The sequence below is a fragment of the Bdellovibrionales bacterium genome (assembly GCA_016716765.1).
GTDB lineage: Bacteria > Bdellovibrionota > Bdellovibrionia > Bdellovibrionales > UBA1609 > JADJVA01.
The window spans coordinates 82,705-97,742 of record JADJVA010000001.1 but is presented as its reverse complement, the minus strand read 5'-3'; the positions used below and the strand labels follow the sequence as shown (position 1 = coordinate 97,742).

At 45.5% G+C, this 15,038-nt stretch carries 16 protein-coding genes; 12 read left to right on the top strand and 4 right to left on the bottom strand.

Annotated elements, in window-relative coordinates:
- Positions 1-138: 138 nt before the first annotated feature.
- Both IPL83_00460 and IPL83_00455 read right to left on the bottom strand, forming a co-directional pair.
- Entirely contained in the window at positions 139-1,956 is a 1,818-nt protein-coding gene (locus IPL83_00460) for a hypothetical protein (GenBank protein ID MBK9037634.1), read from the bottom strand.
- Positions 1,957-2,095: 139 nt separating this feature from the next.
- A complete protein-coding gene (locus tag IPL83_00455) occupies positions 2,096-3,058 on the bottom strand; it encodes an HD domain-containing protein (GenBank protein MBK9037633.1) in 963 nt (320 codons plus the stop codon).
- Positions 3,059-3,213: 155 nt separating this feature from the next.
- Between IPL83_00455 and IPL83_00450 the strand changes: the two genes are divergently transcribed.
- From IPL83_00450 to IPL83_00400, 11 genes are all read left to right on the top strand, one after another.
- On the top strand, positions 3,214-4,128 hold the full coding sequence (locus tag IPL83_00450; protein ID MBK9037632.1) for an ABC transporter ATP-binding protein: 915 nt from the start codon (positions 3,214-3,216) through the stop codon (positions 4,126-4,128).
- Positions 4,125-4,925 carry an ABC transporter permease gene (locus IPL83_00445; protein MBK9037631.1) on the top strand — a complete coding sequence of 267 codons (801 nt, stop codon included), beginning with the start codon at positions 4,125-4,127 and terminating at the stop codon, positions 4,923-4,925. The genes IPL83_00450 and IPL83_00445 overlap by 4 nt, the downstream gene beginning before the upstream one ends.
- Before the next feature lie 94 nt (positions 4,926-5,019).
- Positions 5,020-6,366 carry a signal recognition particle protein gene (ffh, locus tag IPL83_00440; GenBank protein ID MBK9037630.1) on the top strand — a complete coding sequence of 449 codons (1,347 nt, stop codon included), beginning with the start codon at positions 5,020-5,022 and terminating at the stop codon, positions 6,364-6,366.
- A 139-nt stretch (positions 6,367-6,505) separates the two neighbouring features.
- Positions 6,506-6,763, top strand: a complete 258-nt coding sequence (gene rpsP / locus IPL83_00435; GenBank protein MBK9037629.1) for a 30S ribosomal protein S16 — start codon at positions 6,506-6,508, stop codon at positions 6,761-6,763.
- A gap of 78 nt (positions 6,764-6,841) precedes the next feature.
- On the top strand, positions 6,842-7,087 hold the full coding sequence (locus IPL83_00430) for a KH domain-containing protein (GenBank protein MBK9037628.1): 246 nt from the start codon (positions 6,842-6,844) through the stop codon (positions 7,085-7,087).
- A 117-nt stretch (positions 7,088-7,204) separates the two neighbouring features.
- Positions 7,205-7,780, top strand: a complete 576-nt coding sequence (gene rimM / locus IPL83_00425; GenBank protein ID MBK9037627.1) for a 16S rRNA processing protein RimM — start codon at positions 7,205-7,207, stop codon at positions 7,778-7,780.
- 11 nt (positions 7,781-7,791) lie between these two features.
- On the top strand, positions 7,792-8,610 hold the full coding sequence (gene trmD, locus IPL83_00420; GenBank protein MBK9037626.1) for a tRNA (guanosine(37)-N1)-methyltransferase TrmD: 819 nt from the start codon (positions 7,792-7,794) through the stop codon (positions 8,608-8,610).
- A 61-nt stretch (positions 8,611-8,671) separates the two neighbouring features.
- The gene (locus IPL83_00415) at positions 8,672-9,262 is read left to right on the top strand and encodes an RNA methyltransferase (protein ID MBK9037625.1); all 591 of its coding nucleotides are present in this window, start codon (positions 8,672-8,674) and stop codon (positions 9,260-9,262) included.
- Positions 9,263-9,296: 34 nt separating this feature from the next.
- Entirely contained in the window at positions 9,297-9,704 is a 408-nt protein-coding gene (rplS, locus tag IPL83_00410) for a 50S ribosomal protein L19 (GenBank protein MBK9037624.1), read from the top strand.
- Positions 9,701-10,336: a ribonuclease HII gene (locus tag IPL83_00405; protein ID MBK9037623.1), complete on the top strand. Its 636-nt coding sequence runs from the start codon at positions 9,701-9,703 to the stop codon at positions 10,334-10,336. Before rplS ends, IPL83_00405 begins: the two co-directional genes overlap by 4 nt.
- A 22-nt stretch (positions 10,337-10,358) precedes the next feature.
- On the top strand, positions 10,359-10,682 hold the full coding sequence (locus IPL83_00400; GenBank protein MBK9037622.1) for a YraN family protein: 324 nt from the start codon (positions 10,359-10,361) through the stop codon (positions 10,680-10,682).
- A gap of 97 nt (positions 10,683-10,779) precedes the next feature.
- Here IPL83_00400 and IPL83_00395 read toward each other — a convergent pair whose 3' ends face one another.
- Positions 10,780-11,772, bottom strand: a complete 993-nt coding sequence (locus tag IPL83_00395) for a hypothetical protein (GenBank protein MBK9037621.1) — start codon at positions 11,770-11,772, stop codon at positions 10,780-10,782.
- Positions 11,773-12,051: 279 nt separating this feature from the next.
- Between IPL83_00395 and IPL83_00390 the strand changes: the two genes are divergently transcribed.
- On the top strand, positions 12,052-12,561 hold the full coding sequence (locus tag IPL83_00390; protein MBK9037620.1) for a hypothetical protein: 510 nt from the start codon (positions 12,052-12,054) through the stop codon (positions 12,559-12,561).
- Between the two features lie 62 nt (positions 12,562-12,623).
- Here IPL83_00390 and lptD read toward each other — a convergent pair whose 3' ends face one another.
- Positions 12,624-15,002, bottom strand: coding sequence for an LPS assembly protein LptD (lptD, locus tag IPL83_00385; GenBank protein MBK9037619.1), 2,379 nt, complete (start codon positions 15,000-15,002; stop codon positions 12,624-12,626).
- Positions 15,003-15,038: the final 36 nt, after the last annotated feature.

Below are 15,038 nucleotides of genomic sequence, written 5' to 3'. Positions count from 1 at the left end.
CCGTTGTTTGTTCCTGAGTCGATTGAAAATTGACCAAAGAATCAAGAATCAGAATCTAATGATAGCGGATAGTTAGCTGAGAAAAAACTGAAGTTCGTCGAACTCATAGTTTATTGCGCCCTAGCTTTTCGGGCTTGTTTAAATCGGTACAGGCAAGCCTTCAGCCGCCATGATTTTGAGAGCATTCGTCGTTGGGCAGGGCCCTAAATGATACTGGTAAGAAAAATGGAGTCCGGATTCTTCCGCTCGAATTTCATCCCGAAAGTGTCCATTCTGAAGAGTTTTGAACTCTGCTGCCAGATGGGTGAGTTCTAAATCGTGGGTGGTAATCAACCCCAGCGCTTGGGGTGAGGAAAGGAGTTCACGAATAACGGCCTGGCTTCCTAAAAGTCTCTCGCGATTGTTTGTTCCTCGAAAGATTTCATCGACAAGGTAGAAAAAGGAAGTTCCGGCAGAGGCCTGATCGATGACCATTTTAACTCTTTTAACCTCATAATAAAACGACGAATAGCCATCTTCCAGGGAATCCTTAATCTGAAGACAGGTCAAAACTGGCCCGCAAAAGGTTTCAAAGTTTTCTGCAAACACAGGACATCCAATCATGGCGAGATGCTGATTGAGTCCCAATGTTCTCAGAAATGTTGACTTGCCACTCATATTTGAGCCTGTAATAAGACAGAGTCGAGTGGAATCAGACATCTGAAAGTCGTTGGCCACGACCTTGTTGCGGGGGATGAGAGGATGAAACAGATGTTTGGCGTCGAGTCGGATAGCGCTGTGAAATGTGGGGAAAAAGGGAGTTTGATAATGATGAAAGAGAGCTAGAGAACCGAGAGCTTCCAGATTTTCGATTTCATGCAGACTTGCTTTAAAATCTTCAAAGTATCTCAGTCTCCATTTTTCAAGGCGCCAGGTCCACAGGTAGGTCCACGGAAATAGCGCATTGACCACCAGAAAAACGAGGGGATGGGCCTGAATACTTAAGCAGCTGAGAATCAAACGGACTCTCTTGAGTCGTGCTGTTGGTTTCAGACGAAAAGTCATTGGGGCAAGTTCACGAGAGAGAGTCTGTTTTGACTCAAGCCAATCAAAGACGGGCAAAAGGGATTCTAGATCAAGACTGAGGACCTCGCCTTGGGTAAATCCTTTGGCTGCCTGACCGAGAGTCGCCAAAGAAAAAAGAAAATAGATACCAATGGTGAGAGGTCCAGAAAAGGATATCTGACCGGTCGTCCACAGTGCAAAGAGAAAAACGGAAAGAGGATAAAGAAGACAATGCAAAATCAGGTTTCTATAAAATCCGGGTCCTACTAACGAACGGTCGAGTTCATTCTTGAGTCTCGATGAGTCTGGTGGGAGCTGACCGCTTTGCCCACGAAAAAAGAAGCGAGCCAGTGACCAATAATTTTTAGAAAGAAGTCTCAGTTTATTCTGGCGCTCCTTGATATCCTGAATGTTGGAGAGCGGATCTAGAAGCAAGCGCAATAATTTGGCTTTCCCGCCTGAGCTGAAGGTTTCGTCGATCAGGCCAAAAAGAGAATTATCCCCAAGGATGTGTAAATCTCTGGCGAGGATTTGATTTTCGCTATTCAGAGTGTCGAGATGGGGAGAGGAAGACCCTGTGGGCATTTTGCCGGAAATTCGCGCAAGGTTTCTGACACAATGATTTTTCCAGGCCATCAGAGAAGACTGCCATCGCCGGATATTGCGCGACCGAAAAACTAAGTAAATGAAAAGCAAAGATGAAGTGATAAAAATGAAGCCCCAATTTTTGAACTGAGGGCCAGAGGCGATAATAAGACCCGCTGAAAAAGCAATGAGCGCCACCACGAGTCGCCAGTTAAATAATCGAGAGAGTTGCTGATTGGCCCGAGACAAAAGAGATTCTATGCGGATCAAACGGCGGGCGAGGTGTCGGGTGTGTTGAGAATAGTGGGACGTAAAAGAATCATTCATTTGTTACTTTGAGCTCCCAAAAAAAATCAAACAAAATTGACCGCTTACCTGAGGTGTTCCCCATTCTTTGGCGTTTTCTAGCTTCTGGTCAATCAATAACCGATAATTTCAGCATAGAATTACAGGCCCGGCCCGCTAGCTAGCTAGCTGCCGAGGTTCCGCGGTCACTTGTGACGATTCTCTTTAGGCAACGAAAGGCCTCTTTGTTGTAGGGCTGTCCCTTTACCAGCTCGATATAATTTAATGCTTCGAGAGCCGTTTTTGGTTCAGGGCAGTTGGGATTGTCGACAGTCAGATTAACAAACTCGTCGGCCAGTGCGATAATGCGCGCAAGGGGGTGAGTTTTGAGATCACGTAGGTGTTGAGGAAAGCTTTGCCCAATCGAGTTTTCATGATGTTGGTAGATCATTGCGACAACATCATCGGGGACAGATCCAAGACCTGTGGCCATCTCCATTCCCTTGAAGGGGTGTGTTTCGTAAAGTTGGAGCTCTTCAAAGGACATGTGGGCTTTTGGTTTGGAAAGAATTTCTGGGGGGAGGGATTTCTTTCCAATGTCGTGGAGCAATCCTCCGAGAGCCAGTTTTTCAATGGTCGCTCGGTTCTGCCATTGGTGTGCCTGACCAATCAGAGTTGCAATTGCGGCGACAGCCATGGAGTGTCTCACTAAATAGTCACTGCACTGATTGAGGCTTTCCATGAGGAGGGAAAGACTGTTGTGGGTCTCAACCAGTTGAACAGTGACCTCAGAGACCTGTTTGGCCTGCTGAAATGCCACCGGATCAAGTCCCATGTGCTCGAGGTGCCGAAACGTTGTTGTGGCCGCATTCGTCACAATTTGTGTCTTTTTTCCGCTGTCCAAATCCTTTCGGCTCAGTATAATGCCAGCGAGCTGAATTGTTTGAGAAGTGAGCTTATGGTAGCTTGATTTTTCGATCCAAAGGTATTCGACATCTTTGGTTTCATAGGAACTCAGTTGGTCCTTCTGGGTTTTTGTTCCCTGTTTTGCGATGAGAATAAACTTGTCGTCCGAAATCTTGACATAAAGGTCCACAGGGACCGTTGATCCACTGATAAACTCACGAATTGGAATAGGGATCATTTCACTTGGTCTCATTCGTTTAAGGCTTCGGAAATATTTGGGTTTTTCTTGAATAAAAGAGCTGAGAAATGAGTTAATGAACGGAGCATCTGCAGCATTCCTGGTGCCTTGAGCTTTCGTCGATTACACTCGACCATTTGCGGGGATAGTTAAGTATGTTGGTTCCTCTTAAAATAGATCGTTTAGTCAAGAATTACGGCCAGTTGTGTGCTGTCAATGAAGTTGATTTTAAACTTCAATCGGGGGAAGTCTTTGGGTTGCTTGGGCCCAATGGAGCTGGGAAGACTTCGATTATCTCGATTATCGTAACTTTAGAGGCCGCAACATCGGGCTCGGTGGAAGTTTTTGGCTATGATGTCGCAAAACAACCTCGTCAAGCAAAGGTGAGGATGGGTTTGGTTCCTCAGGAAATCATCAATTATGGTTTTTTTAGTGTTGAGGAGGTCATGGTTTTTCATTCCGGATTTTACGGAATGTTAAAGAACAGGGAACGAGAAAATTACCTGCTTGACCGTCTGGGGCTTTGGGAGCACCGGCATAAGAAGGTGAAGCAGTTGTCTGGCGGAATGAAGAGGCGTCTCTTGATCGCTAAGGCTTTGGTTCATTGCCCACAGCTACTTTTACTGGATGAACCAACTGCTGGAGTCGACATCGAACTGCGGGAAAAGCTATGGGAATTTGTTCGTGATCTAAAATCGGAAGGTGTGACAGTTCTTTTAACTACTCATTATTTAGAAGAGGCGGAGCAGCTTTGCGATCGCATCGGGGTGATTCATCATGGCGTATTGCAAAAATTGGGAGAGACAAAAACACTCATCGCTGATTTAACTCACCGTCAAGTAACAATCGATATTAAAGAGCAAGGCGATGCTAAGTCGGTATTTAAGGTTCAAAGTCACTATCTGGTGAAGCAAGAAGGAAATCGCATTGAATTCAAGGTACCGGCTCCAATGGGAATTGGACAGCTTTTGCGTGAATCAGGTCTTGATTTGAATTTAGTTGAGGATATCAAAATAGAGGAGGGTTCTCTTGAAGATGCCTTCCGGAGCATAGTTGGAGGTCGACAATGATAAAATCTTCTCAGGAGTTATTGTGGACTCCATTCTTTGTGCTCCTTTATCGTGAAATTCGGCGCTTTCTCAAAGTCCTTGTGCAGACGGTGATTAATCCAATGATTAATTCGGCTCTTTATTTGCTCATTTTTGGAGTGAGTTTAGGAGGGAGACTATCCGTTTCGGGAGGGGTGAGTTATCTGGCTTTCTTGATTCCAGGCTTGGTCATGATGAGCTGTCTGAACAATGCTTTTCAGAATACCTCAAGTTCTATTGTGATTGCTAAATTCGGAGGAGAGTTAGAGGACTTTCGGGTTTCTCCCTTGAGTTATCAACAGATTATCTGGGCTATGGGACTTGGCGGATTGGTCCGCGGGTTTATGGTGGGAGCTATTACCTTTGCAGTGGGACAGTTATTTTTTTTGAGCAGCAAAGGAGAGTGGCTGCCTTTGGTTCATCCTATTTGGCTCACCTATTTTTTGACAATGGGAGGTTTGATCTTTGCTAATATCGGTATTTCTGTGGCCTTTTGGGCGAAAAGCGTAGATCAATTGAGCGCTATCAGTAGTTTTGTTCTCACTCCACTTCTGTATTTGGGCGGAGTTTTTTTCTCAATCAACAATCTTGATTCCATGTGGCAGGCCGTGGCTCGGGTCAACCCACTTTTGTATCTGATTAACGGAGTCAGACACGGAATTTTAGGAGTTTCGGATGTTCCTGTCGCCGAGGCAGCGGTGGTTGCGTTTGGGTTCTTTGCGATCACTTATGTTATTGCCGTCATAAGTTTGCATCGGGGTTCATTTATTCGTTGGTAGAATAAAAAACTAAAGATAAAAGAGCGAAAAGCTTGTAAAGAAAAGATGACTGGGGAACTGAGTATCGCCTTTTTTAGAGGCAGATGGGAAAGCCATGTTTGATAACTTGTCGGATAAGCTCTTAGGCAGCCTGAAAAAAATTCGTGGTCAGGGTCGAATTACGGAGCGAAACATTGAGGACACGGTAAAGGAAATCCGAATGAGTCTGCTGGAGGCAGACGTGAATTTCAAAGTGGTGAAGAGTTTTATTGATCGGGTAAAAGAAAAGGCATTGGGACAGAACGTCTTGACCAGTCTTTCGGCGGGCCAGCAATTCGTTAAGATTGTGCATGATGAGCTAATTCATGTACTGGGAGAAGAAGTCGTTGATCTGGATATTCGTGGCACTCCCGCTGTGATCTTTCTCGTGGGACTTCAAGGAGCAGGGAAGACCACCACGGCCGCAAAACTAGCCCTCCACGTGCGTCAGAAGTTTGGTAAAAAACCAGGTATGGTTCCAGCAGACATATATCGGCCTGCGGCCATTGAGCAGTTAAAGACTCTGGGAAAGCAGAATAATATTCCTGTTTTTCCTTCTCAAGAGAACATGAAGCCTGAGGTCATTCTTTCGGAGTCCAAATCCTGGGCGCGGGACGAGATGATTGATGTGGTCATTGTCGATACAGCGGGTCGTCTCCAGATTGATGATGCACTGATGAGTGAGTTGGAGAGGCTAAAAGGCATATGGGAGCCCAAGGAGATATTGCTTGTGGCCGATGCGATGTTGGGCCAACAATCCGTCAACGTGGCCGAGGGTTTTCAGCAGCGATTGGGAATCTCGGGTCTCGTTCTAACGAAAGTGGATGGAGATGCCAGAGGCGGGGCTGCGCTCAGCATCCGACAGGCAACGGGCGTTCCTATCAAGTTTCTAGGCGTTGGAGAAAAAGTGTCGGGACTGGAGATTTTCCATCCCGATCGTCTGGCTAGCCGAATACTTGACATGGGTGATGTCCTGTCTTTGGTTGAAAAAGCTCAAGATGTGATCGATGAAAAAACGGCCATGGAATCTGCAAAGAAAATGGCTTCGAATAAATTTACGATGAATGATTTTTTGCAGCAGATTCAAATGTTGAAAAAAATGGGGTCCATGGAGGGTCTCATGAAAATGATCCCTGGGATGGGACAAATGATGAAAAAAATGAAGGATATGACTCCTCCCGACAAGGAAATGAAAAAAATTGAAGCTATCATTCGTTCTATGACTCCGGCGGAGCGCGACAATCATCGTATACTGAACGGATCAAGGAGATTGAGAATTGCGAGGGGGTCGGGAACTGAGGTCTCTGACGTCAACAAGTTCGTGAAGCAGTTCGAAGGGGCCCAGAAAATGATGTCTCAAATGATGAAAATGGGGCTTGGTCGTGGAGGCCTCGGAGGCAAGGGAATGGGCTTTCCATTTTGAATTTAACCGAGGAATCGCGGGCTATTGGTCTTCCCCGCTCTTTTCAGTCTTTGCCCTTGCGCAAGAGATGCAAAAATAGTAGACGTCTAGGACTTAGATTGCAGATGGATTTGAAAACTGTGAGAAGGAGTGAGTTTAAATGGTAGTGATTCGATTGAATCGAGTTGGAGCAAAAAGAGCCCCTAAATACCGTATTACCGTTGCTGATCAGCGACGATCAAAGGGAGGGCGCTTTGTTGAGGTTTTAGGTAGCTATAATCCAAACCCATCGGGTGCCGAAAAGGGCTTGGAACTGGACCTGAGTAAGGTACAGGCATGGGTTGCCAAGGGCGCTCAACCTACGTTGAGGGTCAAGAGTCTGATTAAAAAGGCTCAAGCTAGCCAAATTAAAAATTAATATTACGTTTTATCACACCCTCGGCTAAACTGTCGAAAGTGGGTAATGACTCTGATCTTGAAGCAGTGAGGTGATTGGATGGACCATTCGAGTCTAAGAGATCTTGTCGAGTTTATGGCGAAGAGCCTAGTTGACAAGCCAGATGATGTTGAAGTGAATGAAATTGTTGGGGAGCAAACGACAGTCGTTGAGCTCAAAGTTGCGAAGGAAGACCTTGGCAAGGTGATTGGTAAGCAGGGACGGACAGCTCGGTCCATGCGGACAATTCTTAATGCCGCGAGCACCAAGCTTCAGAAGCGAAGTGTTTTGGAGATTGTTGAATAGGAATTTCGAAATAGTGGTTTTTGATAGGGCTGTGGTCAACCACAGCCCTTTTTTTTTCGCTCTGGCGAAAAAAAAAGTGGAGATCTGTATTAGGAGATACTCATATTAAGGGAGACTATGCCTTCTTCGAGCCAGCAAGAAATTGATTCTCAGGCCAGACAAAAGGGGTTGAGAAAAATAGGAAAGGTGAAGGACGCACACGGTATTCGTGGTGAGATTTTTTTTATTGTATTTTCTGGTGAGGCTCCTTGGCTTGATCAATTGAAAGAGCTGACTATTCATGGGATTCGATCAGAGGGAGACGGTTGGATGACTCTTGATCTTAGATCGGCGCGTCTTCATAAGAATGGATTTATTGCGAGTTCCCCGCAAATTCAAAATCGCAACGAGGCTGAGGCGCTGAAGGGCTGTGAATTGTATGTCCCAGAGGAGTTTTTGATTTCTAAGCCTGGCGACTCAATTTTTCTGTCAGAAATCGAAGGCTTTAAAGTGCTTTTTGCCGATGGGACAGAGCTTGGTCAGATTGTCGGATTTTCAAGCAATGGAGTTCAGGATCTTCTGGTTGTTAGGGCTAAGAAGGGCGATGACGAACGGGAAATTTTAATTCCATTGATTCCTGAATTTGTTAGCAAAATCCACTTTGAAAAATCGGAAATCGTCATGATTCTTCCTCCTGGATTGACCGAGGATTGAGATGAGAAATCATGTCTAAGATATTCAATATATTGACTATTTTTCCCAACATGATCAGCCAATCTCTTCAGGAAGGTCTGGTCGGTCAGGCCTTTAAAAATGGCAAGGCCCAGTTAAATTTGGTGAACCCTCGCGACTTCACCTTTGATCTCCACAAAACGGTTGATGATCGACCCTATGGCGGGGGTGATGGCATGGTCTTTCTTGCGGAGCCATTTTCGCAAGCGCTAGCGAGTCTGGGCGAAGGAAAGGGAAAGGTGGTCTTCCTTTCTCCTCAAGGGAGGCCTTGGAGCGATCGGTTGGCGAGGGAATGGGCTGACGATCAGGGGCCGGTGACTCTCGTCTGTGGGCGATACGGGGGAATCGATCAGAGATTTATTGAATCCTTTGTTGATGAAGAAATATCTATTGGGGACTACATCTTGAGTGGCGGAGAACTTGGCTCTTTGGTCATCATGGATTCTGTTGTTCGTTTATTGCCGGAGGTTTTGGGCAATCCGCTCAGTACTCATTTGGAGACTTTTGCTGAAGGGCTTCTTGAATGTCCGCTCTTGACTCGACCACGGGTATTCATGGATCTTCCAGTTCCGGAAATTCTGCTTTCAGGGCACCATGTGCGCATGGAGGCCTTTCGCCAGGATGTTTCTTTGGTGCGGACAAAAATATTGCGGCCTGATTTATTAAAGCAACTGGGTGTGTTGGAGATGAGCGTGGTGGAGGCCGCACGACGTTTGTGTGCTCTACCGGAAAGAGAGCTCAAATCACTTGGCCTTGCGGCGAACACGGTGAGGCAAATTGCTGAAAATAAGACAGATTCTTTAATGAGTTAGACGGCACAGATCAAATAATTTATGAGAGGTATTTATGCCTCATGAGTGGGAGAAAGTAAGAATGGAGAGCGGGGTTCCGCATGAGCAGCAGATCGATGTGTCGGTGGCTTTAATTCACTGGCCTGTGAGAGACAAAACGGGAAAGGTCATTGCGACCAGTGTAACCAATTTCGATATTCATGACATCGCCCGCGTGTCTTGCACCTATGGTGTTAACAAGTATTTTATTGTTCACCGGCAGCGGGAACAGCTCATGTTTGTGAGCCGGATTTTGAATCACTGGAGGGTCGGATACGGATCGAGATTCAATGCCAGTCGGGGGCGCGCTCTAGAGCGAGTCGAGTTGTGCGAGACTTTAGAAGACTTGATAGCAGGGTTTTCTGAGCCGCCAATTGTCGTCGCAACAGCGGCCCGCGATTATCCAGGGGTGGCTCGAGTTAGTTTTCGCGAGTTACGGGAGGAAATGATGTCTCGTCCCGGAGTCCCTTACTTACTTCTGTTTGGCACGGGCTACGGGCTGACAGAAGACCTCCTCGAGAGGTGCGATCGACTTTTAGAGCCTATTCGAGGGCCTTCATTGGACCAATTTCGCCATTTATCAGTCCGTTCGGCGGTAAGTATCTGTCTTGACCGGCTTCTGGCGACATGGTAGTCCTGGCCCTTCTTAAAAATCGTGGAGTGAGCGTATGGATATCGTACAACAAGTAACTGTAGGTCGGGCAAAAACGAAGGACTTACCTCGCTTTACGCCTGGTGATACCTTGAATGTGCACGTTCGAGTGAAAGAGGGAGAAAAAGAGAGAGTCCAGATTTACACTGGAGTCGTACTCAAAATCCAGGGCAGTGGTGCTGGGCGGGCATTTACAGTTCGCAAGATCTCGGCAGGAGTAGGAGTTGAAAGAACATTCCCATTTCTCAGTCCGGCGATCGAAAAGGTAGAATTGGTGAGTCGTGGCAAGGTGCGGCGTTCACGTCTCTTTTATCTTCGAACACTGAAAGGCCGTGCCGCTCGTCTGACATCCGAGGCGATTTCTGAACAAGATTCAGCCAAGGCTGCCGGTAAAACCTCGAAGGCTAAATCTATCGATAAATGAAATTTGACTGGTGTAAGCTTGATCCCAGTCTTCCGTTAGTTGGGGTCGATGAAGTGGGGAGAGGTTGTCTGGCAGGTCCCGTCTGTGCGGGAGCTGTCGTTATCAATCAGGCCAATCCCTGGCGACATTATACAGATTCCAAGAAGCTGTCCGCTTCTCGGCGTGAGCAGTATGCGAAGCAGATTTATCAGGATCATTTTGTAGGTCTTGGTTTTGCTAGTGTCGATGAAATAAGTCAGATCAATATCTTACAGGCATCTTTGCTGGCTATGAAGAGGGCAGTAATAGATCTCGCTGAAAAGATGGGTATATCAGAGGCTCATCTTTTGATCGATGGGAATCAGCTGATACCAGGACTTGAGTCAGACAAGAGATACAAGTTTAGGCAAACAACTTTGGTTAAAGGAGATTCGAGGGCAGAGCCTGTGGGGGCCGCTTCGATATTTGCCAAAGTAGCAAGGGATCGCCTCCTCGTTGAATTTGCCTCACAATACCCGGGGTATGGGTTTGAGGATCATAAAGGTTATGCAACGGCCGCCCACAGAGAATCCATTGCGCGACTTGGACCATGTTCAATTCATCGCAGAACATTTGCCGGGGTTCGAGAGTATTGGACAGATCCGGCGCCATAATTCGAGAGTTCCTTCCTCTCGCATGCGTAAAGGCCAACATTCTGAGGATCTTGTTGCACATTATTTGGTTAATTATGGATGGAGGCTGGTCGCGAAGAACTGGCGAAGTCCATGGGCAGAGGTGGATATCGTCCTTTTTGGAAAAGAAACGATTCTCCTAACTGAGGTAAAGGCAATCAAAGGGACTTGGCTCGCCGATCCAGTTTCACGAGGACAACGACGCCGATTGAGGTTCGTTTTGGAAGAGGTCATTGAGAGATTTCCTCAATACAAAATTTGGATGTGGTTGGCTCTCGTATCTGATCGAAATGAAGTGAAAATATATCGGGATTATTTTGGAGAGTAGGGACTCGGCATCGCTTTTTTTGGTTTTGGAATCCCTTTCGGCTGCATAGATCCAATAAAGTGAATGATATCAATCATGCGCAAAACAGATTGGGAACCTATAGTAAACTTTTAGAAAGAAGGTCGGCAAGGCGCAGATTATCTTTGTAGCTCGGATGTTTTTCGATGGGCGGCATCACCCCATCAAATTTCATCACATCAGTTAGATCTAAGTATTCGATTTTTCTTTTTCGAAGCTCAGACAATAGTGGTTTTCGATATTGAGGGTAAATCAGATGATGAATGATGACGAAGAAGTCGCCCTCGGGAAATCGAGATAGATATTCATTTCGAAGGGATTCAAAGAGTTGTGCGGTCAACTTGACGGTATCTAAGTTGACAGGTGGCCAGTCAAAGCCAATTATGTCCAAGAGAGAGCTTTTTCTTCGGACGAGAGATGAAAGTTCAAACATTTGATTCCAGGGACTATTGTTGTTTTCATTTACAAGACTTTTAGATTCGTTGATGAAATATTTTGGACTACGACTAGTTTTATGCCATTTTAGAGTTGGTAGAATTCTGGGGTAATGGAAGCTGTAGAAAAAATAGATAAGCTTTCCTTCTGTTTGAGAGACAACAGGGGTATTCATGTTTTTAAATGCAAATAGAGAATAGTTGATCGCCGTACCTGGCATACCAAAATTGTAGACGTGATATTTATCTAATTTGGAACTGAGAACAGAAGCTAGAGTTTCATTGTCATTCAACCCTTCTCCAAAGACATTTGAACACCCCCAGAGCATGAGATGTTGGGACTTTCCTTCTGATTCAGGGGTCGTCGTCCGCCACCCACTGGGGTTAATTGAGTAACGGATTTTGCGAATGATATTTCCTTTGAAACGATAGATGTGATCTGCGGCTGAATTTGGTTTCAATCGAAAATATATGTGCCTGTCATCGTAAATCGCAGATCGATCAAACTCTATTGAGAAATCTTTATTCCCTTGTAAGTAAAATCGGCTCAGAATCTCTGCCAGAGCAAGTATCGCGGTAGAGGATACAATAAGAAAAACCGGGTAAAGGATAATGAATTTTGGCGTAAACCGTCTCATTTGCATATAACCCGTTGTGATCACATCGGCGGCGGCCACCTAAAACTGTAGGCCTTGTTGTGCAGAGATGCAGAGATGTTTTTTTCGGAAATTTGATATTGCGTTGTTTAAAATTTTGAATTTTCAAACTCATTCAAGAAACCCGACACATCCAAGGCCTTGGGCGGTGCACAAAACTGAATTTTATATTCTTGGATAAAATCTAAGCTCGACCCAGATTCGAAATTCAATCGCGATGGAGGGGGAGTCAAGCGTTCTCAGGTAAAAATGGGCCATTCAGTGATCTTTCTCAGACTCTTGACTCCTTGTATATCTGTGAAAGACTGGCTAGATATGGAAATGAGAAATGCGCCACACGCTGTTCTCGCTATTGGTCTTGTTGTCGCCATGACCATAGCGATATCTACCAGGGCTTTCGGACAAAACGGAGCCAATCCAAACGAGCCTCAGAATCGTGGTTCTGGACCGATGAAAGAGTTTGTTACGGCCTGCACCTACGGAGTTCTTGCGGGGACCTTAGTGGGGACGGCAACCTTGGCATTTGAAGATAAACCCGGTGACAATCTTCAAAATGTGGCTCGTGGGGCCTCGATTGGTCTTTATTCGGGGATCTTACTTGGGCTCTATGTTGTTTATATCGTGCCTGATCAGATGGAAAAAGAAAAGATGCGGATGTATGAAGATCAAGGCTTGCCGCCGCCAGAGTCAAGTCGGCTCCAGGTGCTTCCTCTCATTTCAGAAAGAGGTATAGAAGGGGTTTTTGCACAATATAGAGGCTTTAGTTTCTGAGGCGAATTCGGATTTTTCAATAGCCAATTCGCTTTAGGGTAGTCAATGCGTCGGTCATTTTCCTATTTTCCACCAAATTGAAAGTGCACTCCAAAATCCCAATCAGGTTGCCCTTCTGGGAGTTGAAATTGGGAAATAGTGATGTCCCAGCAATTTCCAGGAGGTTTTATCTGAGCCTCAAATTTCCAGGAAAAAATCTTACTCGTGATACTGGAGTAATCAAAGCCTCCAACGAGGTTGAGATAGGTCGTTGTCCACCCGAGTGCAAACCCTATATTGTTGATTTGACTCGTGAGATTTACCTCGTTGTCCTTGTTCACTAGCACGGATCGAGTAAATCCCAATTGCACATAATTGTCGTATTTATTTTTTATTCGAAGTCTTGAAGAGGAGTTGGTGATTCGAGCATAGGGATAGTAGAGGGCAATGGAGTGGAGTTCAATTTGGTCAAGGCGCAAGTCCACCAGAGCATTGATCGATGACCAAGCTTGTGGATCCTCGGATTCTGCCTCGTTGAGATCGTAGGACTGAGAAAGACGAAAAACTCCCATGGTTTTATACTCCGGATGGTCCACGTGCCATTGTCTTCGGAGAATACGATTGCTGACTCCGAAATCAACAATTCTGCGATCAAAAATTCGATCATGATAGTCAAATTGCACCTTGTTGAGACCAAAAAAATCATCATCTTTCAATGGTTCATTGGTTTGCGAATAGGGTTGTCCCTCAAATTTGCCAAAGAAATAATGATTTGGTCGTCGAATCCAGGGGATTGAAGAAAATCGAAGTTCAGGCTCGATGATATGCTTATATCTTACCGCTTGGTCATCATCCCTATTGCCAAAAACTCCAGCGAGGCGAGTTTTGGCTCCCACTTCCATCTCAAGATAACGACGCGCTGCTGTGGGTGTGTAGTTGGTGTCAAGTTCTGTGGTATGGGCCGTGAAGCGATATTGGGTTTCTCGATAAGTCACGGCAGGCAGAATTTCAAGAAAGTTGGAAATGCGGAAAGGAAGGCTGATTCTGGGTATAAATTCAAATCGGTGCCCCGTTCTCAGTATATCCCCTTTGCTTGGTTCAAAAGCTCCATCAGTTTCGTGGGAAATGCATTTTGGGTTTGTCGCAGGGCAAGTCATTCCATCACCAACAGATTCACCGGCTGTAACGACATCATCGTAAGAAAGTCCACGTCGTGCGAATTGGACGTAATTCGTGTCAAAACCAAAATAAAGTGGGGTTGCTGCAATCGGACGATCCATGAGGCTGTAATCAATTTGAGGAAATCGATGAACGGAGGCATTGTTGTTTTCGACAGAGTTCTCTACAAGTTGGTTGATGTTGTAGACAACTTCTCCGCTGAGATGGGATCCCTCGGTATTTTTAGTAATGGAAACCTTATTTTCAATTGCTGGCTCACCATCGGTATCAAGATCTCGCGGAAAATCTCTGGCGTATTTTAGGTCACTCACCATACTGAGATTGGTCCGATGGGTTATTTGTTCCGGCATTTCAAAATAGTGATTGTAGGCAAAGAACCATCTTTCTCTCTCGCTTTGAACCAAAGTCGTTTCATCTGGGTTGGATGGGTTCTTGGTGCGCTGTTCAAAAAATCTGTCTTCGAGAAATGAGCTGTAAAAATTCCCTTTGCTATTTTCGCTCAAAAGATAGCGGTATTCGATGTTTGGCTTGAGCCCCTGCTTTTTGAACATCGTCAGGTTAAGTGTCATATCCTGACTGCGGGAAATGGCCCAAAAATATGGAATGGTCAGGCCAAGCTTGCTCGTCTTATTAAATGGAAACCGGGGTACCAGAAAGCCAGACTGTCTGTCGCTCTTAAGAGGAACCCGAATCCATGGCAAAGCAAAAATCGGAACTTTGCCAAGTCGCAAAACGGGATAATCAATGGAGGCATAGCCACCTATTTCGGCCGTGATCTTTGATCCTTTGAAGCTCCAAGCGGGAGGGCAAGTGGCGCAAGCTGAATAGTAGCTTTGATTCGCCACATACTCATCTTCTCCCGTTTTCTCAATGACTTCTCCTTCAAAAATGACCTGTCCAGCCTTCAAAAAGCCACGATAAATCGTGCCTGTATTGTTTTGGTAGTTGAGCACAAGTTTCTCGCCTTCAGCGTAAACCTTTTGATTCTGCAGAACAACTTGTCCCTCGGCCTCAACTGTCTTGTCTTTCAAATTTATGGACGCTTTGTCGCAGGATAGATACTGCCCTTGAAAGATAACTTGAACATTGCCGCTGAGTGAAATGATCTTTTTGACCGTATCGTGACTCATTTTTTGTGCATGGTGGATGGAAATCCCGCTTAGATTTGTCTGTCCCTGGCTTTCACCAAGAGATAGAAACAAGAAAATAGTAAAAAATAAAATGAAAAATGGGTCATATAGGAAATTAGGAGCTGTTGCAATGGCCTCAAGGGTTGTCGTCACTAAAAAGCGCACCCTATTACATACTGACCCTAAAGG